The organism is Micromonospora sp. CPM1 (genome assembly GCF_023896895.1).
GTDB lineage: Bacteria > Actinomycetota > Actinomycetes > Mycobacteriales > Micromonosporaceae > Micromonospora > Micromonospora tulbaghiae.
This window is the reverse complement of the sequence record NZ_JAMHIU010000040.1, coordinates 1-20,570: the sequence shown is the minus strand read 5'-3', so window position 1 is coordinate 20,570 and position 20,570 is coordinate 1. Positions and strand designations below refer to the sequence as shown.

Sequence of the window (20,570 nt, the reverse complement as noted above, 5' to 3'; positions counted from 1 at the left end):
GCGTGGCACAGCAGCTTCACGTCGAGCTCGTAGCCGTCGAGGAGAAGGTCTGGACCGGCGAGGCCGAGATGGTCGTCGCCCGGACGACCGAGGGTGAGCTCGGTGTGCTGCCGGGGCACGCACCTCTGCTCGGCCAGCTCGCCGAACCCAGCCAGGTACGCATCAAGCAGGCCGGTGGCCAGCAGGTCGCGTACGACGTGGCCGGCGGCTTCCTGTCGGTGACCGGTGAGGGCGTCACGGTCCTCGCCGAGAGCGCAACCCCCGCCACCCCGGCCCGCTGAGCCGACCCGCCGATGGAGATCGTCGAAGGGATCGGAATCGGCTTCGCGATCGTCGTCGTCGCGCTTCTGATCCTCTTCATCCGGCGGGCCCTGTTCACCCGTAGCGGTGGCATCATCCGGCTGAGCGTCCGGGTCAACACGATCCTCGACGGTCGTGGCTGGTCACCCGGGTTCGGCCGGTTCGTTGGCGACGAACTCCGCTGGTACCGCATGTTCAGCTTCGCGCTGCGCCCCAAGCGGGTGCTCTCGCGCAAGGGGCTGGCGGTCGAGCGCCGCCGGCTGCCCGAGGGGCAGGAGCGCATGTCGATGCCCGCCGAGTGGGTGATCCTGCGCTGTACCAGCCACCACGCGCCGATCGAGATCGCCATGGCGCGTTCGACCGTCACGGGATTCCTGTCCTGGCTCGAGGCCGCCCCACCCGGGGCGGTCTCGCCGCGTCTGGCCTCCCAGGACTGGCCCGCCGCCTGACCCCCGGCCCTCCGCCCCCTGTCACGGGTCGCGGTAGGCGCCCTTCGCTGCGGCCGATCTCGGACTTCTGGCGCCGCAGATGCCCCCTTCGCACCCTTCGCGGGGCACCACACCTCCAAGATCGCCGAGCCTCTCCCGCAGCACCCCCGCGATCTTGCACTTAGGCACCCCGCAAACCACGCAAACAGGGCACGCGCAGGGCGCGAACCGCAAGATCGCGGATGCCCCAGCCCCGCTCACGCTCCCGGCTCCGGGTCAGCCCTGCCCTGCCCTGGCTGGGTCGATCATGAGGTTGGCGGCGGTTGGCGTCCGGTTTGTCGCCGTTAACTTCATGATCGACGCGGTCGGGCGGGTTGCCGTGAGGGTGCGGGGGCGCTTCGAGGTGGGGGAGCCGGCATCGTGAGCCTGTGTGGGTGGGGTGTCCGGTTCGGGGGTGGTGGGCGGCACTCTGGGGGTGGAATGGCTGGCGGGTGGGTGGCGTTGTATCCAGGTGAACGACCGAGCATCGGCCGTGCCCCGCGAGCGGGGCGCCGCGAGGCCGGGAATCATCCTGGCGGGCTGGTCGTTGAACACGGTTCCGACGACGTGAACCCCCGCGCCCCCCTGGTGGCGTGCACCGCCTCGGGAATGGTGGCGGGTGGCGGGTCGTTGGACATGCTTCCGGCGCCGCGCAGAGGCACCCCCCCGGTGCCCCGTGTGCAGCCGGATCCCCCCTTGAAGACTTTCTTGAGCGCCTGACGGTGCCCGCGCATCCCGTCCCCCGGGTGCGTCGACCCCCGAATGGAGCATTTCTGATGAACACGATTCTGCGGAAGAGCGTCCTGGGTATTGCTGGTCTGGCCTTCACCGGTGGCGTGTTCGCCGGTCCGGTGGCCGCTCACGCGGCGGACACCACCCCCGCGGTCAAGCCGGTGGCCGTGAGCGTGCAGGGTGACAAGCTGATCCCGCACGGTGTGCAGGGCGCCCAGTCCCGCATCGACCTGGACGACGAGCAGACCGCCAACGTGAAGGCGATCATCGCGGCGACGAAGAAGGCCGGCATGGACGAGCGTGCTGCGGTGGTGTCGATCGCTACGGCGTTGCAGGAGTCGAAGCTGGAGAACCTCGGCCACCTCGGTGACCGTAACGACCACGACTCGCAGGGCCTGTTCCAGCAGCGCCCGTCCTCCGGCTGGGGCACGGTCGAGCAGATCACCGACCCCGAATACTCCACCACCGCGTTCCTGAAGGGTCTGAAGCAGGTCGACGGCTGGCAGGACATGCCCCTGACCAAGGCCGCCCAGACCGTCCAGGTGTCCGCCTACCCGGACCACTACGCCCAGTGGGAGCAGCAGGCCGCCGACCTGGTCGCCGAGCACTGGAACAAGTAAGACCAACAAGCAAGACACAGCGAGAAGGCCGGCACCCCGAACCCGGGGTGCCGGCCTTTTCACGTCTCCGCGACCAGCTCGACCTCGTACCCCTGCCCGTCGGTGAGGTAGGCGGCGTAGCTGTCCGGGCCGCCCGCGTGCGGGTGCCGGTCCGGGAACAGCAGCGTCCAGCCGTACCCTCCAGCGGCAGTGACCAGGCGCTCGACGGCGGCCGGCGGGCCGGCGTGGAAGGCCAGGTGGTTCAGGCCGGGCGCGCACCTGTCGTGGGTGCGGCCGGTGAGTGCCGGTGACCGAGAAGCCAGCCTCGGGAACGACTGGCCGCCGCGATGTCGGGTACCCACACCTCCACGTGATGGAGGCCGCCGATGGTCAGCGCTTCCCGCCCGGCACCCATAGCACGTCGCCGTCCGGATTTGCCGTTCTTGAGAGGATAAAGAGCAAATCGGAGAGCCGGTTGAGATACTTTGCCGGGAGGGGACTGGTCCGATCGGGGTCGTGTGCGACCAGCGCCCATGCCGCACGCTCGGCGCGCCGGGCGGTCGTCCGTGCCACGTGCAGCAGTGCCGCGCCCGCGGTGCCGCCGGGGAGGATGAAGGAGTCGAGCTTGCTCAGGCGCGCGTTGTATTCGTCGCACCAGCCCTCGAGGCGCTCGACGTACTCCTCGGTCACCCGCAGCGGCGGGTACTTCGGGTCCGGCTCGACCGGCGTCGCCAGGTCCGCACCGACGTCGAACATGTCGTTCTGCACGGACTCCAGCACGGCCCGCAGCTCGTCCGAGAGCTGCCCCAGGGCGAGCGCGACGCCGATCGAGGCGTTGCACTCGTCCACGTCCGCGTACGCGGCGATGCGCGGATCGGTCTTCGGCACCTGCTCGTTGTTGCTCAGCCTGGTCATGCCGGCGTCGCCGGCCTTGGTGTAGATGCGCGTGAGGTGGACGGCCATGACGCACAGCCTACGGATACCGGAACTGACGATCCCGGCCCGGCCGAGTCCGGTGGGTCCGGGTGACGCGGGAGATCCGGCGCTCAACGACGTCGACGTCATCCGGGTACGCGGCGATGCCCGGCTCGCCGGCACCGTGCACGTGGTGGGTGCGAAGAACTCCGCGCTGAAACTGATGGCCGCCGCGCTGCTCGCGCCCGGCCGCAGCCTGATCACCAACGTGCCCCGGATCACCGACATCGCGATCATGGGCGAGGTGCTGCGGCGGCTCGGCTGCGGCGTACGGTTCGGCCCGGACGACCCGGTCGACCCGATGGTGGCCCACGGCGGTGTGGAGCGGTCCCGCTCGGTGCTCATCGACGTGCCGGAGCGGCCGGGTGCGGAGGCCGACTACGACCTGGTCCGCCGGCTGCGCGCGTCGATCTGCGTGCTCGGCCCGCTGCTGGCCCGCCGGGGGTACGTCCGGGTGGCCCACCCCGGCGGCGACGCCATCGGCTCGCGTGGGCTGGACATGCACATCGCCGGGCTGGCCCGGATGGGCGCGGAGATCTCCGGTGAGCACGGCTTCGTCATCGCCGAGGCGCCGGACGGGCTGCACGGCGCCGACATCGTGCTGGACTTCCCGAGCGTGGGCGCGACCGAGAACCTGGTGATGGCGGCGGTGCTGGCCCGGGGTGCCACGACGATCGACAACGCGGCCCGCGAGCCGGAGATCGTCGACATCTGCACGATGCTGACCCGGATGGGCGCGCGGATCGAGGGGGCCGGCACGTCGACGCTGCACATCGTCGGTGTACCCGAGCTGCGGCCGGTCCGGCACGCCACGGTGGGGGACCGGATCGTCGCCGGCACCTGGGCGTTCGCCGCCGCGATGACCCGCGGGGACGTGACGGTGACCGGCCTGGACCCGGCGTACCTGGAGGTCGCGCTGGACAAGCTGGTCGCGGCCGGCGGCCTGGTGGAGACGCGGGGCGACGCCTTCCGGGTACGCATGGACGACCGCCCGAGGGCGGTCGACGTGGTCACGCTGCCCTACCCGGGCTTCGCCACCGACCTGCTGCCGATGGCGATCGGACTCGCGGCGGTGAGCGAGGGCGGCTCGCTGATCACCGAGAACATCTTCGACGGCCGGTTCATGTTCGCCAACGAGATGATGCGGCTGGGCGCGGAGATCCGTACCGACGGCCACCATGCCCTGGTGTGCGGCCGGGAGCGGCTGTCCGGCGCCCCGGTACGCGCCACCGACATCCGGGCCGGCGCCGGGCTGATCATCGCCGGGCTCTGCGCCGACGGGCTGACCGAGGTCTCGCACGTGCACCACGTCGACCGGGGCTACCCGGACTTCGTGGCGGACCTGCGGGCGCTCGGCGTCGAGGTGGAGCGCGGCACCGCGCCGGAGGAGCCGGACCTGGCCATCTGACGGCCGGGGCTTATCCCTCGTTAAGTAGGGTTCTCCCAGACGTTGCAGAACACGGCGAGGGAGAAGCAGATGGCGGGTCGACTCGCGGTCGTCGGTGCCGGGCTGATGGGCTCGGGCATCGCCCAGGTGGCGGCGCAGGCGGGCTGGCAGGTGACGCTGCGCGACATCGACGACGCGGCCACGAAGCGCGGTGTGGACGGCATCCGGAAGTCGCTGACGAAGTTCGCCGAGAAGGGCAAGATCGAGGCGTCCGAGGTCGAGGCGACGCTGGCCCGGATCACCCCGACCACCGAGCTGGAGGCCGCCGCCGACGCGGACATCGTGGTCGAGGCGGTCTTCGAGAAGATCGAGATCAAGCACGAGGTGTTCCGCGCGCTCGACAAGATCTGCAAGGCGGACGCGGTGCTCGCCACCAACACGTCGGCCATCCCGGTGACCCAGATCGCCACCGCCACCGAGCGCCCGGAGTCGGTCGTCGGCACGCACTTCTTCTCGCCGGTGCCGATGATGAAGCTCTGCGAGCTGGTACGCGGCTACAAGACCAGCGACGCGACCATGGACACCGTCAAGTCGTTCGCCGAGGGAATCGGCAAGACCGTGGTGGTGGTCAACCGGGACATCGCCGGTTTCGTCACCACCCGGCTGATCTGCGCGCTGGCGATGGAGGCGGTCAAGCTCGTCGAGTCCGGCGTGATCTCCGCCGAGGACCTGGACACCGCCTGCAAGCTGGGCTTCGGCCACGCCATGGGCCCGCTCGCCACCGTCGACCTGACCGGCGTGGACGTGCTGCTCAACGCCACCCGCAACATCTACACCGACACCGCCGACGAGAAGTTCTTCCCGCCGGAGCTGCTCCAGCGCATGGCCACCGCCGGCGACCTGGGCCGCAAGACCGGCCAGGGCTTCTACTCGTACTGACCGGCTCGTCCCGCCCCCGGCCCGCGCGGCCGGGGGCGGTTCACGTCCGGGGTGGGCTGAGCGCGGCGCCGATCAGCGCGAACGCGTCCGGGATGACTGTGCCCCAGTAGCCGAAGTTGTGCCGCCCGTCGGCCCAGGCGGCGCGTACCGGCTCCTCGGGCAGCACCCGGGCGAGCGCGCGGACATCCTTGAGGAAGTTGTCCTGCCGCCCGCACCAGAGCCCGACCGGGGTGCCGCGCAGCTTCTCCATGCCGGTGAAGACCGCGTCGCCGGGGCTCACCGCGGGGGAGAAGGCCGCCGCCATCCGCAGCCACTTCGGGTACGTCTGGGCGAGCAGCAACGCGCCGAAGCCGCCCATCGACCAGCCCCACACGGCCAGCCGGCTGCTGTCGAAACCGCGCCGGGCGCACCAGGTGGGCACCTCCTCGCGCACCATCCGCTGCGGGTCGTCGTCGCCCGAGGCGCGCCACGACAGCCGCCCGCCGGTGGCGCCCGCGAGCGCGAACGGCGGGGCGCCCCGGCGTACCGCGTCGGTGAGGAAGCGGGCCAGCCCGAAGCGGCCGTAGTCGCGCGGGGTGGCCGACGCGCCGTGCAGCACCAGGCAGACGGGCAGGCCGCGGCCGTCGCCGTACCCGTCGGGCACGGCCGTCCAGAAGTCCACCTCGCGGCCGCGCGCGGCAGACGCGATGCGGATCAGCCGCTCGTCGCCGGGCGGGGCGTCCGGCAGGTCCGGGGCCGGTCCCGGGCGGGGGCCGGCCAGTTGCCGGGCGGCCAGGCCGCCGACCAGGCCGACCCCGGCGATCCCGGCGGCGGCGGTGAGCACCGTCCGCCGGGTCAGCGTGTGTGCCATGCCGGCGAGTGTGCCATCCGGTACGCCTCGCGGGCAGCCGCGCGGCATCTCCTTCACGGTGCGGGGACGGACGCCGCGGGTCTGCTGTCCGGCTCCCCGGCGCCCGGCGCGGTCCGGCGCAGGCCGGGGGTGAGCGCGACGGTGACGGCCAGCGCCACGGCGGCGAGCAGCGCGACCGCGCGCGACGGCGTGACCAGGTCGGCGAGCGCCCCGGCGAGCGCGGCGCACACCGCCTGCGCGGCGAGCATCCCGTTGCCGTGCAGGCCGAGCACCTGGCCCCGGGCCTCGGGCGGCGAGTGGGCGATCAGCCGTTCCTGCATCGGCAGGGTGGAGGCGTAGCCGACGGACGCGACGAGCGCGACGGCCATGGCCACCGGCAGCGGCGGCGACAGCAGGATCAGCAGGTACGGCAGGGGGAGCAGCACCCGCAGCGGGTGGATCCACCTCTCGCGGAGGGCGGGGGACAGGAACCGCCCCACCACCACGTCCCCGGCCAGCATGCCGAGCGCGGCGGCGGCGAGCAGGAAGCCGGCGCGGTCGGCGGCGTACGGGACGAACAGCGCCTCGCAGCCGACGATCAGGCCGCCCGGTACCCAGAGGTTGAGCAGGAGCGACCGGCGGCCGGGGTCGGCCCAGAGCACCCGGTTGACGCGCAGCGTGCGGGTAACCGTCACCCGTTCGCTGGTCCGGGCCGGTCGCTCGGTGAGCCCGAACCATCCCACCGCGGCGGACACCGCCCGCAGGACCAGCGCCAGCAGGAACACCTGGTACGGGCTCAGCCACACCAGCAGGACGCCGGCCAGCCCGAACCCGGCGATCTGCATGACGCCGACGCTCGTGTTCATCGTGGCCCGGGCCAGCACGTAGGCGTTCACCGGCACGATGTCGGTGAGCAGCGCCCACTTGGCGCCGGCGGCGACCGAGCCCACGTACGCGTTGGCGAAGATGATCGCGAAGCGGGCCCACAGCGGCAGCCCGGGCACCGCCTGGAGCGCCGCGCCGGCGGTGGCGAGCAGGGCGGCGAAGGCCATCGCCCGGCGCGGCGGCACGCTGTCCGCGGCGGACAGCAGCGTCAGGCTGCCGAGGACTCCGGCCAGCGGCGCCCCGAACATGCTCAGCGCGGTGAGCAGCGCCGAGCCGGTCGACGCGTAGGTCAGCGCGCCCAGGGCCAGCGCCGACGTGGTGTGGGCGGCGATCCCGGCGCAGTTCGCCAGGAACAGGTTGCGGAACTCCCGGACCGCGAACAGTTCTGCGTACGTTCTCACCCGGGCATGGTCGGCTGGTCGTCGGCGGAATCCCTAGACTTACGTCTGGAGGCGAAACGTGGGCGTCTGGCAGGTGCCGTCCGACCTGGTCGCGCGGAGTCGTTTCACGGTGTCGCCGATGGCCGAGACCGTCGGCGCGCTGAAGGCGCTGCGCCATCCGAAGGTCCCCTGGGAGCAGGCCTGGCGACGGCCGCACGTCGACGCGTTCCGGGAGATGCTGGCTGCCCGGCCGGTGGTCCGGGCGCTGGTGGAGGCGTCGTTCGGCCTTCGGTGGGTGGCGGACTTCCTCACCATCGCGCCCGCCTCGGCGGACCCGACGTTCGCCGGGGAACTGGCGGCCGTCGAGCGGTTGTCCGACGAGCGGATCCGGGCCGACCTGCGTGCCACCCGGCCGGGCCCGCTGGCGGCCGAACTGCTGGCGGACGGGCTCACCGGGCAGGTCGTGGAACTGCTCGACTGGATCTGGGCGCACACCGTCGCGCCGGAGTGGCCGGAGCGGGAACGCCGGCTGCGCGCGGACATCGTGGCCCGTACCGCCGCCCTGAGCATGCGCGGCCTGGCCGGGGCGATCGTCGACATCAACCGCAACGTGCGGTGGCTGGGCGACGGCCGCCTCCAGGTGAACGACTACCCGGAGCCGCCGCTGTCGCTGCACGCGGCCGAACAGCTGGTGTTCGTGCCGGCTCACTGCCGCCGCGGCTGGGTGGTCTGGGACGCGCCGGCCCGGTTCGGGATGGTCTATCCGGCGCGCGGGATCCTGGTCGATCCGACCTCACCGGCACCGGACGGCCTGGCCCGGCTGATCGGCGCGAACCGGGCCGAGATCCTGGCCCGGCTGGACGCGCCGCTGAGCACCTCGCAGCTCGTGGTGGTGACCGGGCTGTCCCTGGGCACGGTCAGCGACCACCTGCGGGTGCTGCTCGACGCGGGCGCGGTCGCGAAGCGGCGGTCCGGGCGCGAGGTGCTCTACTGGCGTACGCCGCTGGGTGCGGCGCTCGTCGACGGCGGATGAGCGGTGGTCAGCCGTCGCGCTTGGTGGTCCAGCGGAACGTGGTCAGGCACAGCACCAGGCCGATGACGCACCAGGCGCCCAGCACCAGCGCGACGGTGCCCAGCTCGAACGAGCCGCCCGGCTCCCGGGCGCCGAAGCTGTCCGGCAGGAAGACCGAGCGCAGCCCCTGGCACATCCACTTGAGCGGGAAGATCGCCGCGACCTGCTGCATCCAGGTGGGCAGGCTGGTGAAGACGAAGAACACGCCGGAGATGAACTGGAGCACCAGCGCGACCGGGGTGACCACCGCCGAGCCGCTGCGGGCGGTGCGGGCCAGCGACGAGATCGCGATGCCGCACAGCGTGCAGGCGGTGACGCCGAGCACGGAGACCCAGGCGAACGTCAGCCACTTGGCGGTGGTCTGCGGCAGGTCCAGGTCGAACATCGCCACCGAGACGGCGAGCAGCAGCACGGTCTCCGCGATGCCGATGACCACCACCATGATCACCTTGCCGGCGAACCAGACCCACTTCGGCATCGGCGTGCCGCGGTAGCGCTTGAGCACGCCGCGGTCCCGTTCGATCGGGATCCAGATGCCGAGGTTCTGGAAGCTGACCGTCATCAGGCCGGTCGCGATCATGCCGGTGATGAAGTACTGCGTGTAGCTGACCCCGGGCGCGATCTCGTCGCTGAAGATCGCCGCGAAGATCAGGATCATGATGATCGGGAAGCCCATCGTGAACACGACGGACTCCCGGCTGCGCAGGAACTGGGTGATCTCCAGCCGCCCCTGACGCAGCGCCAGCGCGCCCGCGCCGGGCCGCCGGGCGGCGGTCGCGGCGGTGACCGGGGCCGCGTGCTTCGTCGTGGTGGTCATGAGTGTCCGATCATCCGCAGGTAGACGTCTTCCAGGGTCGGCCGGGTCACGGTGAGGCCGGGTACCTCGCCGCCGAAGCGCGCGGCCAGGTCGGCCACCAGCGCCGTCGGCGTCGCGGTCTCCGCCGAGGCCGGCGTCCCGTCGGGGGTACGCCAGGAGACGGTCGCCAGCGACTCCTGCCGGTTGCCCAGCGCGTTCGGCGGCGCGACCTCGATCACTCGCCCGGCGGCGATCACGCCGACCCGGTCGGCGAGCGCCTCGGCCTCGTCCAGGTAGTGGGTGGTGAGCACGATCGTGGTGCCGGCGGCGGACAGGTCCCGGATCAGCTCCCAGAACTCGCGCCGGGCCTCCGGGTCGAAGCCGGTGGTCGGCTCGTCGAGGAAGAGCAGTTCGGGGCGGCCGATGATGCCCAGCGCCACGTCCAGGCGGCGCTTCTGCCCGCCGGAGAGCGTGTGCGTGCGCGCCTTCGCCTTGGCGCCCAGCCCGACCCGCTCGACCACCTTGTCCGGGTCGTCGGCCTCCGGGTAGAAGCCGGAGAAGTGGCGGACCACCTCGATGACGCTGAGCTCGTCGAACTCGCCGGTGCCCTGGAGCACGATGCCGACCCGGGAACGCCAGCCGGCGTCGGGGTGGGCGGGGTCGGCGCCGAGGACGCGTACCTCGCCGGCGTCGCGCTGCCGGTAGCCCTCCAGGATCTCGACCGTGGTGGTCTTGCCGGCGCCGTTCGGGCCGAGCAGGGCGAACACCTCGCCCCGGCGGACGTCCAGGTCCACCGAGGCGACGGCGACGTTGTCGCCGTACGCCTTGCGCAGCCCTCGCACGGAAATCGCGAGCTCGTTCTCCATGACGTCAAGTGTGCGTCGTGCGGTCGCCCGCTCCACTGTCGGGTCAGCTATATACGCGAGGTATACACTCGGTGTAGTCTCTGGTCATGACCGTTCCCCTGACCCTGCTCGGGCTGCTCGAACGCGAGCCGAGCCACGGCTACGACCTCAAGCGCGACTACGACACCTTCTTCGGGCGCGGCAAGCCGCTGCCGTACGGGCAGGTCTACTCGACGCTGAGCCGCCTGGCCCGCGACGGCAAGGTGGTGGTCGGCGACGTCGCTCCCGGCGCCGGGCCGGACCGCAAGCGCTATGTCATCACCGACCTGGGCGCCACCGAGGTGGAGCACTGGCTGACCGAGCCGGTCGAACCCGAACCGCACCTGCAGACCGTGTTGTTCACCAAGGTCGCGCTCGCGCTGATGCTCGACCGGCCGGCCGAGGAGTACCTGGACACCCAGCGCGCCGCCCACCTGCGCCGGATGCGCGAACTCACCGAGATCAAGCGCAACGGCGAGCTCGTCGACGTGATGCTGGCCGACCACGGCCTCTACCACCTGGAGGCGGACCTGCGGTGGATCGAGACGACGGGCGCCCGGCTGGACGCCCTGCGAAAGGCGGTACGGCCGTGAGCCCGATGATCGAGGCCCGGGACGTCACGTACGCGTTCGGCGAGACACCCGCCCTGCGCGGCGCGAGCCTCGCCGTGGCGGCCGGTGAGGTCGTCGCCGTGATGGGGCCGAGCGGCTCCGGCAAGTCGACGTTGCTGCACTGCCTGGCCGGCATCCTGCGTCCCGACTCCGGCGAGGTCCGGTTCGACGGCACGCGCATCGACACGCTCGGCGAGGCCGACCGCAGCGCGCTGCGCCGCGACAGCTTCGGCTTCGTCTTCCAGTTCGGCCAGCTCGTGCCGGAACTCACCGCGGCCGAGAACGTGGCCCTGCCCCTGCTGCTGCGCGGTGTCCGCCGCACTCCGGCGCTGCGTGCCGCGCGGGGCTGGTTCGAGCGGCTCGGCCTGGCCGGCCTGGAGCACCGCCGCTCCGGCGAACTGTCCGGCGGGCAGGCCCAGCGGGTCGCGCTGGCCCGCGGCCTGGTCGCCGAGCCGCGGGTGCTGTTCGCCGACGAGCCCACCGGCGCGCTCGACTCGCTCACCGGCGAGGAGGTGATGACGCTGCTGGTGGACGCCGCCCGCGAGAAGGGCACCACAGTCGTCCTGGTGACGCACGAGGCGCGCATCGCCGCGTACGCCGACCGGGAGGTCATGGTGCGGGACGGCCGGGTCAACGCCCCCGCCGGGGTCGTCTCATGATCGGGCTCGCGCTCCGGCTCGCCGTCGCCGGTGGCCGGGAGGCGCTGGTCCGGCTGGTCGCCATCGCCGCCGCCGTCGCGGTCGGCACGGGGCTGCTGCTCACCACGCTCGCGGGCGTGAACGCCGCCGACGCCCAGCTCGCCCGCTACGCGTCGATGTACCCGCAGGAGACGGCGGGCGGGTCCGCCGACCCGCTGCTGTGGTCCACCCGGACCGACTTCTTCCGGGGTGCACAGATCACCCGCGTCGACGTCGCCGCGACCGGCCCGGACGCGCCCACGCCGATCGGTGTTTCCCGCACGCCGGGGCCCGGCGAGTACTACGCCTCCCCGGCGCTGCGGAAGTTGCTGGCGTCCACCCCGGCCGACCAGCTCGCCGACCGCTACCCGGGCCGGGATCTCGGCGAGGTCGGGCCGGCGGCGCTCACCTCGCCGGACACCCTGCTCGTCCTGGTCGGCGGCACCCCGGAGCAGGTCGGGAAGCTGGACCAGGTCAGGAAGGTCACCCGGGTCGACGACAACCGGACTCCGCTGCCGAGGGCGGCTGTCGACCTCATCCTCGGCGTGGTGGCGGGCGGCCTGCTGTTCCCCGTACTCGTCTTCATCGGCACGGCGACCCGGCTCGGCGCGGCCCGCCGGGAGCAGCGGTTCGCGGCGATGCGGCTGGTCGGGGCGACGCCCCGGCAGATCTCGGTGGTCGCTGCCGTCGAGGCCGCGCTCGCGGCGGCGGCCGGCGCGGCGGTCGGCTTCGCGGCGTTCTTCGCGTTCCGTGGGCAGCTCGCCGGAATCCCGTTCACCGGCATGCCGTTCTTCCCCGGCGACATGGCCATCGGTGCGCCGGAGGCCCTCCTGGTGGCCCTCGGCGTGCCGGCGGGCGCGGCGGCCGCGGCCTGGGTCGCGCTGCGCCGGGTGCGGATCTCCCCGCTCGGGGTCACCCGGCGGGTCACGCCGCGACCGCCACGGGTCCACCGGCTGATTCCGCTCGCGCTCGGCCTGGCCGGGCTGGGTTTCGCCCTGGTGTACCGGCCGGGTACGTCCGACGGGCAGACCGCGCTGTTCCTGCCCGCACTGCTGCTGGTCATGGTCGGGCTGATCACGGGCGGCCCGTGGCTGACCATGGTCGGCGCCCGGGCCATGGCCGCCCGCGCCAGCCGGCCGGCCACGCTGATCGCCGCGCGCCGACTCGCCGACAACCCGGCCGCCGGGTTCCGGGCGGTGAGCGGGGTGATGCTCGCGCTGTTCGTCACGACGGTGGCCGTGGGTGTGATGGGGACGATCACGCACGAGCGCGGTCCGGCGCCCCAGGACTCCCTGGAGGCCGGCCGGCTGTCGATGGTGCTGGCGGGCGACCCGCCGGTGCCCGGCACCCTGCTGGCCGACCTCACCGCGGTTCCCAGCGTCCGCAACCCGGTGCTGGTCCGGGAGAACCCGGTGCGTGGTGACGGCCGCGACTCCGGCGTGATCGCCTGCGCGGACATCCCGCCGGCCTACGGGCGGTGCGCCGCAGGGGCGCGCGTCGCCGAGGTGCCGCCGGACCTGATCCCCTGGCGGGAGTCCGCCTCGGCCGACCGGGTCTGGCCGTCGTCCCCGGTGGACCCGGCGGCACTCGCAGAGCTGCCGGCCGGTTCGGTGGCGGTCGAGGCGGCGGACCAGGCCGCCGTGGAGCGGGCCCGGACGATCCTCGAAGCCGCGTTCCCGGCCTTCTTCGTGGCGCCGAACGTGCCCGGCGACTTCGAGGCCGAAATCGCCGACACGATGCGGGGCTGGCAGCGGCTGGCCGACATCGTCGTGGTGGCCGGTCTCGCGCTCGCCGGATGCAGCCTGGCCGTGGCGGTGGCAGCCGGCCTCAGTGAACGGAAACGGCCGTTCAGCCTGCTGCGGCTCAGCGGCGCCCCGGTGCGGCTGCTGCGCCGGGTGGTGGCCCTGGAGAGCACCGTGCCGCTGCTGACCGTCGCCGTGGTGGCGGTCGGGATGGGACTGGTCGCCGCGCAGCTGTTCCTGCGCGCGCAGATGGACTACGACCTGCGCGTACCGGGGCTCGGGTTCGCCGCGGTGGTGGCCCTCGGCGTGCTGGGCTGCCTCGCGGTCATCGCGGCCACCCTGCCGCTGCTGGAACGGATCACCGGTCCGGAGACCGCCCGCAGCGAGTGACCCGTACGGTGGGCCGGCCGCACGCCGGCCCACCGGCGCGGGCATCGGGTTGTGTGGTTTTCCACACTCTCTTTTACTGAACGGTAACTTAAACTCCGGCCATGGACGACGCGATGCCGGGACGGCTGCCCGAGCGGGACCGCCCGTGGGTGATGCGCACGTACGCCGGGCACTCCTCCGCCGCGGCCACCAACGCGCTCTTCCGCCGCAACCTGGCGAAGGGGCAGACCGGCCTGTCGGTCGCCTTCGACCTGCCCACCCAGACCGGGTACGACCCGGACCACGAGCTGGCCTCCGGCGAGGTGGGCCGGGTCGGCGTGCCGGTGGCGCACCTGGGTGACATGCGGGCGCTGTTCGAGGGCATCCCGCTGGCCGAGATGAACACCTCGATGACCATCAACGCCCCGGCGATGTGGCTGCTCGGCCTCTACGGCACCGTCGCCGCCGAGCAGGGCGCGGAGCTGAGCCGCTGCGCCGGCACCACGCAGAACGACATCATCAAGGAGTACCTGTCCCGGGGGACGTACATCTTCCCGCCGGCCGCGTCGCTGCGGCTGACCGCCGACGTGATCGCGTACACGCTGCGTGAGATGCCGCGGTGGAACCCGGTGAACATCTGCTCGTACCACCTCCAGGAGGCCGGCGCCACGCCGGTGCAGGAGGTCGGCTTCGCGCTGGCCACCGCCGTCGCCGTGCTGGACACCGTGCGCGACTCCGGCCAGGTGCCGCCCGACCGGATGGGCGACGTGGTCCAGCGGATCTCCTTCTTCGTCAACGCCGGGGTGCGCTTCGTCGAGGAGATCGCCAAGATGCGCGCGTTCGGCGCGCTCTGGGACGAGATCACCCGCGACCGCTACGGCGTGGAGAACCCGAAGCAGCGCCGGTTCCGCTACGGCGTCCAGGTCAACTCGCTGGGCCTGACCGAGGCGCAGCCGGAGAACAACATCCAGCGCATCGTGCTGGAGATGCTCGGCGTCACGCTGTCCCGCGACGCCCGCGCCCGCGCCGTGCAGCTGCCCGCCTGGAACGAGGCGTTGGGCCTGCCCCGCCCCTGGGACCAGCAGTGGTCGCTGCGCATGCAGCAGGTGCTGGCGTTCGAGTCGGACCTGCTGGAGTACCCGGACCTGTTCGCCGGCTCGCACGTCATGACCGCGCTCGTCGACGAGATCGTGACCGGCGCCCGGGTCGAGTTGGAGAAGGTGCTGGAGATGGGCGGCGTGGTGACCGCCGTGGAGTCCGGCTACCTCAAGAGCGCGCTGGTGGCCTCGCTCGCCGACCGGCGCCGCCGGATGGAGTCCGGCTCGGACGTGGTGGTCGGCGTCAACCGGTTCACCGAGACCGAGGCGTCCCCGCTGACCGCGGCCGGCGCCGAGAACATCGAGCAGGTGGACCCCGCCGTGGAAGCGGCGGCCACGGACGGCGTACGCGCATGGCGGGCCGACCGGGACGCGGCGGCGGTCGAGGCGGCGCTGGCGAAGCTGCGCGCCGACGCCGCCACCACGGCGAACCTGATGGCGGCGACGCTGGACTGCGTGCGGGCCGGTGTCACCACCGGCGAGTGGGCGGGCGCGCTGCGCCAGGTGTACGGCGAGTACCGCGCGCCGACCGGCCTGGCGGGGGCGGTCGGCACAGCCGGTGACGCGACCCTCGCCGGGGTCCGCGAGCGGGTCGTCGCGACCGCCCGGGAGCTGGGCAGCGGGCGGCTGCGGCTGCTGGTCGGCAAGCCGGGGCTGGACGGGCACTCCAACGGCGCGGAGCAGATCGCGGTACGCGCCCGCGACGCCGGGTTCGAGGTGGTCTACCAGGGCATCCGCCTGACCGCCGGGCAGATCGTCGCGGCGGCGGTCGAGGAGGACGTCGACCTGGTCGGCCTCTCCGTGCTGTCCGGCTCGCACCTGGCCGCCGTGCCGGCGGTGCTGGACGGGCTGCGCGCGGCCGGGCGGGGCGACCTGCCGGTGGTGGTGGGCGGGATCATCCCGGCCGCCGACGCCGACGCGCTGCGCACCGCCGGGGTGGCCCGGGTGTTCACGCCGAAGGACTTCGCGCTCACCGGCATCATCGACGAGCTGGTCACCGTGATCCGCGAGGCGAACGCGCTGGATTCGGCACGCTGAAAGCATCACAAAGCCTAAAGTCGGGGCAAGACACCCACTGAAGGGCGAGATGATGACCGCGTCGTTGGAGATGCCCCGGGTCCAGGAGTGCGCCGTCCGGTCCTGCGCCTACAACCACACGAACGACTGCCACGCGTTCGCCATCACCATCGGCAGCAGCGACCACGCGCACTGCCACACGTTCGTGGAGATGCCCGTGCGCGGCGGCATCGACCAGCTCGTGGCCCAGGTCGGCGCGTGCTCGCGCTCGGACTGCCGGCACAACGCCGACCTGGAGTGCCACGCCCCGGCCATCACCGTCGGCCCGGACATGGACATGGCCGACTGCATGACGTACGAGGGCCGCTGAGCCGCCGCGGTCAGACGCGGAAACCGGCCTCCCGGGCGGCGGCGCGTTCCCGGCGCCGCTCCCGCCGACGGCGGAACAGCCAGGGCACGAAGAGCACCAGGCCGACCAGGAACACCAGCACCAGCACCGGCAGCAGCAGCGCCACCACCGACATGACGACGCTCGTCGCGTCCTCGGCGGTGCTGGCCACCGGCGCGCCCACACCGGCCGTGGTCGCGTTGATGACCGGCCGGGCGGCGGCCTTGAGCAGGTGCACGCCGAGCGCGATGAACACGCCGACCACCACCGGCACCCACTGGTGCGACGAGAAGAACGTGTCCGGGTCGCTGACGGTGACCGTCTCCGAGCCGGCGCCCGCGCCGAACGCGAGCCCGCCGGCCGTCGGCCGGACCACCGTCTGCACCACGTCGTTGACGTGGTCGACCACCGGCACCTTGTCGGCCACCACCTCGACCGCGAGCAGGACCGCGAGGATCAGCACCACCCAGCCGTTGCCGAGCCACTGCCAGCCGCTCGGCAGCTCGACCAGATCGGTGTAGCGGGACAGCAGACCCATCAGCAGAAGCGGGATGTAGGCGTTCAGGCCCGCCGAGGCGGCCAGGCCGGAACCGGTGAGGACTTCGAGCACGATCTCAATATGGCACCGGTACGCCAGTGGCGCTCGTCGGCGTCCGCCGGGGCCTCGGCTACCCTCGGCGGGTGCGGTTGGTCATTGCGAAGTGCTCGGTGGACTACGTCGGACGGCTCTCGGCCCATCTGCCCCCGGCGACCCGGTTGCTGATGGTGAAGGCGGACGGGTCGGTGTCGATCCACGCCGACGACCGGGCCTACAAGCCGTTGAACTGGATGAGCCCGCCCTGCCGGCTGGAGGAGGCGCCCGGCGTCTGGCGGGTGGTCAACAAGGCCGGCGAGGAACTGCGCATCACCCTGGAGGAGATCTTCCAGGACACCTCGTACGAGCTGGGCGTGGACCCGGGCCTGCGCAAGGACGGCGTCGAGGCGCACCTCCAGGAGCTGCTCGCCGCGAACCCGGCGACGCTGGGGGAGGGCTACACGCTGGTCCGGCGCGAGTACATGACCGCGATCGGGCCGGTCGACCTGCTCTGCCGGGACGCGGCCGGCGGCGCGGTGGCGGTCGAGGTGAAGCGGCGCGGCGAGATCGACGGCGTCGAACAGCTCACCCGCTACCTGGAGCTGATGAACCGCGATCCGCTGCTCGCGCCGGTGGCCGGCGTGTTCGCCGCACAGGAGATCAAGCCGCAGGCCCGGGTGCTCGCCACGGACCGGGGCATCCGTTGCGTCGTGGTCGACTACGACAAGCTGCGCGGCATCGAACGCGACGAGCTGACGCTGTTCTGAGGCGCTGCCTCAGCGGCCCCGGCCGTACATCAGCTTGGCGATCTTGACGATGCGGGCGACGTCGGCCGGGGTGCGCTCGAACGTCATCGCCGGCAGCAGCGACCGGGCCCGGCGGCGGGTGACCGACTTGGGCCGGCCGAACTCACGCAGCCCCTCCTCGCCGTGGATGCGGCCGAAGCCGGACTCGCCCGTGCCGCCGAACGGCAACGTCGACATGCCGGCGAACGTCAGCGCCGAGTTGACCGAGGCCATCCCGGAGCGCAGCCGCCGCGCCACCGCCACCGCCCGCGCCCGGCCGAAGACCGAACCCCCGAGCCCGTACGGCAGCGCGTTGGCCCGCTCGACCGCCTCGTCCACGTCCCGGACGCGGTTGACCACAAGCGTCGGCCCGAACGTCTCCTCCTGCACGGCGGCCGAGTCCTCCGGCACGTCGACCAGGACCGTCGGGTGCACGTACGGCGGCTGGACCGCCTCCGGGCCGCCGAGCACCGCCCGGCCGCCCCGGTCGATCGCGTCGTCGATGTGCCGGCGGATGATGTCGATCTGCGACGGCATGGTGATCGGGCCGAGGTCGGACCCGTCGGCGCCCACGGTGAGCCGGCCGGCCTTCGCCACCACCTTGTCCACGAAGGCGTCGAAGACCTGGTCGACCGCGTAGACCCGCTCGATGCCGATGCACGTCTGGCCGGCGTTGGTCAGCCCGCCCCACACGCACGCCTCCGCCGCGGCGTCCAGGTCGGCGTCCGAGTCGACGATCATCGCGTCCTTGCCGCCGGCCTCCAGCAGCACCGGCGTGAGCGACTCGGCGCAGGCGGCCATCACCCGCTTCGCGGTCGCGGTCGAGCCGGTGAACGCCACCTTGCCGACCCCGGAACGGCACAGCGCCGCACCGACCGCGCCGAAGCCGTGCACCACCTGGAACACCGGCTGCTCCGGCACCACCTCGGCGAACCGGTCGACCAGCCACTGACCGACCGCAGGGGTGTACTCGCTCGGCTTGAACACCACGGCGTTGCCGGCTGCGAGCGCGTACGCGGCGGAGCCGATCGGCGTGAAGACCGGATAGTTCCACGGGCCGATCACGCCGACCACGCCGTACGGCTGGTATTCGAGGTGACCGGTGAACTCGGCGAGGATCAGGCGGGAGCGGACCCGGCGCGGCCCGAGCACCCGGCGGGCGTTGCGGGCCGCCCAGTCGATGTGCTCCAGCGCGGTGAGGATCTCCACCACCGCGTCACCGACCGGCTTGCCGCCCTCGGTGTGCATCAGGTCGGCCAGCTCCTCGATCCGCCGGGCGAGCACACCGCGCCAGCGCTGGAGGCGGTCCCGCCGGCCGGCGAAGCCGAGCCCGGCCCACCAGTCGCCGGCCTCCCGGGCGCGGTCGACGGCGGCACGCACGTCCGCCTCGGCGGCCAGCGGGAATCTGCCTGCCTCCGCGCCGGTGGCCGGGCTGGTCGACACCAGCAGGCCCTCGGAGATGAGCGGGGCGCCCGGCACATGCACAGCGGTCATGGCCGAAGTCTAGACCCGAGGATTACTCGCCGGTAGGTGTCGAACGCGCCGTACGCTGCGCGGATGATCAGCCGTCGCATCGACGGAAGTGCCGTCCGAAACGGCGAACGGGAGATGACCGGCCGGGGTCGCGGGGGTGACCGCGCGGTGGTGCAAGCCACTACGGTGAGGTGGCAGGCTGACGCCGCGGGGCGATGTGGGGTGGAGGTCGACTGTCCATGGAGGAGCATCCTGAGCTGATGCCGTTGCTGACGGTGTCCGGCGGGGCGATGCGTGGGCTCACGTTCCGGGTCGGCCAGGACGCGCAGGTGATCGGCCGCGCGCCGACCGCCGACATCGTGCTCGCCGACCCGCACCTGAGCCGGCGGCACGCCACCGTCCGGGCCACCCCGGAAGGGGTGATGCTCACCGACCTCGGCTCGACCAACGGCACCTGGCTCAACGACACCCGGGTCACCGGCAGCGTGGCGATCGCCGACGGCGACGTGGTCCGGCTCGGCCGCACCGACCTGCGCCTCTACGACCCGGGCGTGGCCCGGACCGACCCGGTCGGGATGAGCTTCGGCGCGCTGCGCCGCGACCAGCGTCCCACCCTGCCGCTGCCCGTCCCCGGGCCGCGCCAGCCGATCGAGGCGCGCGAGGCCCAGCCGGCCGACGCCCGCTAGCCCTCCGCACCCGCCACCCCTCGGGGCCACTGAGTGCCGGCACCCGCTGGCACTCCAGGCCACATCGAGCCCTCAGGGCTGCTGACAACCGGCACCCGCTGTGCCCCGAGGCCGCTGAGTGCCGGCACCCGCTGAGCCCTCACGCCCGCGCTGGCCCCGACGTCGCGCCGGCCCATGCCTCAGCCCCACGGGCGCCTCAGCCCGCCCGCCGAGCCCAGCGCGCCTGACTGCGCGCCCCCGGCACCCGCCGCGTTCCCGGCGCTCCTTACCCGGCCCGCCCACCCGCGTTGATCAAGGAGTTTGGGTACGGAAACGGCTCCCGCGGTGACGCAAACTCCTTGATCACGGGCGCGACGCGACCCGCGACGGGGCCGGCGGACGGGTGGGTTGGGCCGGGTGTGCGCTTCCGGGCCCGGTCGATCATGAAGTTGGCGGCGTTCCTCGTCCGATTTGTCACCGCCAACCTCATGGTCGACGCGGTAATGGGGCAGGCGGGTGGTGCGTGCGGCGGCGCGTGGGCTCTGGTGAGCCGGGGTGCGCACCACGTTCGGGTGGCCCGGTGATCAAGGAGTTTGGGTACGGGAAAGGCTGCCGCGGTGACGCAAACTCCTTGATCACGGACGCGACGCGACCGGCGACCGGCGACGGGGCCGGGGGACGGGCGGGCGCTTCCAGGCCCGTCGATCATGGAGTTGGCGGCGTTCTGCGTCCGATTTGTCGCCGCTAACTTCATGATCGACGGGCTAAGGGGGTGGTGCGTGCGTGCGGTCCGGTGAGGCGGGGGGTGTCCCTATGGGGTTCGTCAAGCGGCGATCGGCGTCGTGGGGCGGGGTTGGTAGGGGATCTTGTCGCGGAGCATGGCGAACAGGACGTCGCAGCGACGGCGGGCGAGGCAGATGAGGGCGG

The 20,570-nt window shown here is 72.7% G+C and carries 20 protein-coding genes and 1 pseudogene; 13 read left to right on the top strand and 8 right to left on the bottom strand.

Annotation, left to right across the window (positions count from 1 at the left end):
* Window positions 1–2: 2 nt before the first annotated feature.
* The 3 genes from M8C11_RS28830 to M8C11_RS28820 all read left to right on the top strand — a co-directional run bounded on the left by M8C11_RS28830 (window position 3) and on the right by M8C11_RS28820 (window position 2,119).
* The gene (locus M8C11_RS28830; RefSeq protein ID WP_047893558.1) at window positions 3–281 is read left to right on the top strand and encodes a F0F1 ATP synthase subunit epsilon; all 279 of its coding nucleotides are present in this window, start codon (window positions 3–5) and stop codon (window positions 279–281) included.
* Between the two features lie 12 nt (window positions 282–293).
* The gene (locus M8C11_RS28825) at window positions 294–749 is read left to right on the top strand and encodes a DUF2550 domain-containing protein (protein WP_121684028.1); all 456 of its coding nucleotides are present in this window, start codon (window positions 294–296) and stop codon (window positions 747–749) included.
* A 794-nt stretch (window positions 750–1,543) separates the two neighbouring features.
* Window positions 1,544–2,119, top strand: coding sequence for a hypothetical protein (locus M8C11_RS28820; protein ID WP_252454529.1), 576 nt, complete (start codon window positions 1,544–1,546; stop codon window positions 2,117–2,119).
* A gap of 59 nt (window positions 2,120–2,178) precedes the next feature.
* On the opposite strand, the pseudogene M8C11_RS28815 reads toward M8C11_RS28820, so the two are convergent.
* Together M8C11_RS28815 and M8C11_RS28810 are read right to left on the bottom strand one after the other, a co-directional pair.
* Window positions 2,179–2,513 (bottom strand): annotated as a pseudogene (locus M8C11_RS28815) (glyoxalase).
* On the bottom strand, window positions 2,489–3,061 hold the full coding sequence (locus tag M8C11_RS28810) for a cob(I)yrinic acid a,c-diamide adenosyltransferase (RefSeq protein WP_013475364.1): 573 nt from the start codon (window positions 3,059–3,061) through the stop codon (window positions 2,489–2,491). Before M8C11_RS28810 ends, M8C11_RS28815 begins: the two are co-directional and overlap by 25 nt.
* On the opposite strand from M8C11_RS28810, the gene murA reads away from it, so the two are divergent.
* Together murA and M8C11_RS28800 are read left to right on the top strand one after the other, a co-directional pair.
* On the top strand, window positions 3,060–4,481 hold the full coding sequence (gene murA / locus M8C11_RS28805; RefSeq protein ID WP_121685139.1) for a UDP-N-acetylglucosamine 1-carboxyvinyltransferase: 1,422 nt from the start codon (window positions 3,060–3,062) through the stop codon (window positions 4,479–4,481). The genes M8C11_RS28810 and murA overlap by 2 nt on opposite strands.
* A 69-nt stretch (window positions 4,482–4,550) precedes the next feature.
* Window positions 4,551–5,399 carry a 3-hydroxyacyl-CoA dehydrogenase family protein gene (locus tag M8C11_RS28800; RefSeq protein WP_120573389.1) on the top strand — a complete coding sequence of 283 codons (849 nt, stop codon included), beginning with the start codon at window positions 4,551–4,553 and terminating at the stop codon, window positions 5,397–5,399.
* Window positions 5,400–5,439: 40 nt separating this feature from the next.
* On the opposite strand, the gene M8C11_RS28795 is transcribed toward M8C11_RS28800, so the two are convergent.
* The gene (locus M8C11_RS28795; RefSeq protein WP_252454525.1) at window positions 5,440–6,249 is read right to left on the bottom strand and encodes an alpha/beta hydrolase family protein; all 810 of its coding nucleotides are present in this window, start codon (window positions 6,247–6,249) and stop codon (window positions 5,440–5,442) included.
* 53 nt (window positions 6,250–6,302) lie between these two features.
* The gene (locus M8C11_RS28790) at window positions 6,303–7,514 is read right to left on the bottom strand and encodes an MFS transporter (protein ID WP_252454523.1); all 1,212 of its coding nucleotides are present in this window, start codon (window positions 7,512–7,514) and stop codon (window positions 6,303–6,305) included.
* A gap of 58 nt (window positions 7,515–7,572) precedes the next feature.
* On the opposite strand from M8C11_RS28790, the gene M8C11_RS28785 reads away from it, so the two are divergent.
* Complete coding sequence (locus M8C11_RS28785; protein WP_252454521.1) at window positions 7,573–8,526, top strand: helix-turn-helix domain-containing protein; 954 nt, start codon at window positions 7,573–7,575, stop codon at window positions 8,524–8,526.
* 7 nt (window positions 8,527–8,533) lie between these two features.
* Here the strand turns inward: M8C11_RS28785 and M8C11_RS28780 are convergent, their stop codons facing one another.
* Both M8C11_RS28780 and M8C11_RS28775 read right to left on the bottom strand, forming a co-directional pair.
* Window positions 8,534–9,382 carry an ABC transporter permease gene (locus M8C11_RS28780; RefSeq protein WP_121685142.1) on the bottom strand — a complete coding sequence of 283 codons (849 nt, stop codon included), beginning with the start codon at window positions 9,380–9,382 and terminating at the stop codon, window positions 8,534–8,536.
* Window positions 9,379–10,227, bottom strand: coding sequence for an ABC transporter ATP-binding protein (locus M8C11_RS28775; RefSeq protein WP_120573394.1), 849 nt, complete (start codon window positions 10,225–10,227; stop codon window positions 9,379–9,381). The genes M8C11_RS28780 and M8C11_RS28775 overlap by 4 nt, the downstream gene beginning before the upstream one ends.
* 86 nt (window positions 10,228–10,313) lie before the next feature.
* Here M8C11_RS28775 and M8C11_RS28770 point away from each other — a divergent pair, with 86 nt between their 5' ends.
* The 5 genes from M8C11_RS28770 (at window position 10,314) to M8C11_RS28750 (ending at window position 16,128) form a co-directional block, all read left to right on the top strand.
* On the top strand, window positions 10,314–10,838 hold the full coding sequence (locus M8C11_RS28770; RefSeq protein WP_252454519.1) for a PadR family transcriptional regulator: 525 nt from the start codon (window positions 10,314–10,316) through the stop codon (window positions 10,836–10,838).
* Window positions 10,835–11,515, top strand: a complete 681-nt coding sequence (locus M8C11_RS28765) for an ABC transporter ATP-binding protein (protein ID WP_252454517.1) — start codon at window positions 10,835–10,837, stop codon at window positions 11,513–11,515. The genes M8C11_RS28770 and M8C11_RS28765 overlap by 4 nt, the downstream gene beginning before the upstream one ends.
* On the top strand, window positions 11,512–13,665 hold the full coding sequence (locus M8C11_RS28760; RefSeq protein WP_252454515.1) for an ABC transporter permease: 2,154 nt from the start codon (window positions 11,512–11,514) through the stop codon (window positions 13,663–13,665). Before M8C11_RS28765 ends, M8C11_RS28760 begins: the two co-directional genes overlap by 4 nt.
* Before the next feature lie 101 nt (window positions 13,666–13,766).
* Window positions 13,767–15,779: a protein meaA gene (locus M8C11_RS28755; protein WP_252454513.1), complete on the top strand. Its 2,013-nt coding sequence runs from the start codon at window positions 13,767–13,769 to the stop codon at window positions 15,777–15,779.
* A 52-nt stretch (window positions 15,780–15,831) separates the two neighbouring features.
* On the top strand, window positions 15,832–16,128 hold the full coding sequence (locus tag M8C11_RS28750) for a DUF1540 domain-containing protein (protein ID WP_252454511.1): 297 nt from the start codon (window positions 15,832–15,834) through the stop codon (window positions 16,126–16,128).
* A 10-nt stretch (window positions 16,129–16,138) separates the two neighbouring features.
* Here the strand turns inward: M8C11_RS28750 and M8C11_RS28745 are convergent, their stop codons facing one another.
* A complete protein-coding gene (locus M8C11_RS28745; protein ID WP_120573399.1) occupies window positions 16,139–16,756 on the bottom strand; it encodes a DUF4126 domain-containing protein in 618 nt (205 codons plus the stop codon).
* 71 nt (window positions 16,757–16,827) lie between these two features.
* Between M8C11_RS28745 and nucS the strand changes: the two genes are divergently transcribed.
* Window positions 16,828–17,487, top strand: coding sequence for an endonuclease NucS (nucS, locus tag M8C11_RS28740; RefSeq protein ID WP_252454510.1), 660 nt, complete (start codon window positions 16,828–16,830; stop codon window positions 17,485–17,487).
* Between the two features lie 9 nt (window positions 17,488–17,496).
* On the opposite strand, the gene M8C11_RS28735 is transcribed toward nucS, so the two are convergent.
* Entirely contained in the window at window positions 17,497–18,999 is a 1,503-nt protein-coding gene (locus M8C11_RS28735; protein WP_120573400.1) for an aldehyde dehydrogenase family protein, read from the bottom strand.
* Window positions 19,000–19,217: 218 nt separating this feature from the next.
* Here M8C11_RS28735 and M8C11_RS28730 point away from each other — a divergent pair, with 218 nt between their 5' ends.
* The gene (locus M8C11_RS28730; protein ID WP_120573401.1) at window positions 19,218–19,664 is read left to right on the top strand and encodes an FHA domain-containing protein; all 447 of its coding nucleotides are present in this window, start codon (window positions 19,218–19,220) and stop codon (window positions 19,662–19,664) included.
* Window positions 19,665–20,570: the final 906 nt, after the last annotated feature.

Excerpts from the sequence above, each read along its gene's own strand:
- M8C11_RS28825 (WP_121684028.1), top strand. The coding sequence starts at position 294 with ATGGAGATCGTCGAAGGGATCGGAATCGGCTTCGCGATCGTCGTCGTC.
- M8C11_RS28820 (WP_252454529.1), top strand. The coding sequence starts at position 1,544 with ATGAACACGATTCTGCGGAAGAGCGTCCTGGGTATTGCTGGTCTGGCC.
- murA (WP_121685139.1), top strand. The coding sequence starts at position 3,060 with ATGACGCACAGCCTACGGATACCGGAACTGACGATCCCGGCCCGGCCG.
- M8C11_RS28810 (WP_013475364.1), bottom strand. The coding sequence starts at position 3,061 with ATGGCCGTCCACCTCACGCGCATCTACACCAAGGCCGGCGACGCCGGC.
- M8C11_RS28800 (WP_120573389.1), top strand. The coding sequence starts at position 4,551 with ATGGCGGGTCGACTCGCGGTCGTCGGTGCCGGGCTGATGGGCTCGGGC.
- M8C11_RS28795 (WP_252454525.1), bottom strand. The coding sequence starts at position 6,249 with ATGGCACACACGCTGACCCGGCGGACGGTGCTCACCGCCGCCGCCGGG.
- M8C11_RS28780 (WP_121685142.1), bottom strand. The coding sequence starts at position 9,382 with ATGACCACCACGACGAAGCACGCGGCCCCGGTCACCGCCGCGACCGCC.
- M8C11_RS28775 (WP_120573394.1), bottom strand. The coding sequence starts at position 10,227 with ATGGAGAACGAGCTCGCGATTTCCGTGCGAGGGCTGCGCAAGGCGTAC.
- M8C11_RS28770 (WP_252454519.1), top strand. The coding sequence starts at position 10,314 with ATGACCGTTCCCCTGACCCTGCTCGGGCTGCTCGAACGCGAGCCGAGC.
- M8C11_RS28760 (WP_252454515.1), top strand. The coding sequence starts at position 11,512 with ATGATCGGGCTCGCGCTCCGGCTCGCCGTCGCCGGTGGCCGGGAGGCG.
- M8C11_RS28755 (WP_252454513.1), top strand. The coding sequence starts at position 13,767 with ATGGACGACGCGATGCCGGGACGGCTGCCCGAGCGGGACCGCCCGTGG.
- M8C11_RS28750 (WP_252454511.1), top strand. The coding sequence starts at position 15,832 with ATGACCGCGTCGTTGGAGATGCCCCGGGTCCAGGAGTGCGCCGTCCGG.
- M8C11_RS28735 (WP_120573400.1), bottom strand. The coding sequence starts at position 18,999 with ATGACCGCTGTGCATGTGCCGGGCGCCCCGCTCATCTCCGAGGGCCTG.
- M8C11_RS28730 (WP_120573401.1), top strand. The coding sequence starts at position 19,218 with ATGGAGGAGCATCCTGAGCTGATGCCGTTGCTGACGGTGTCCGGCGGG.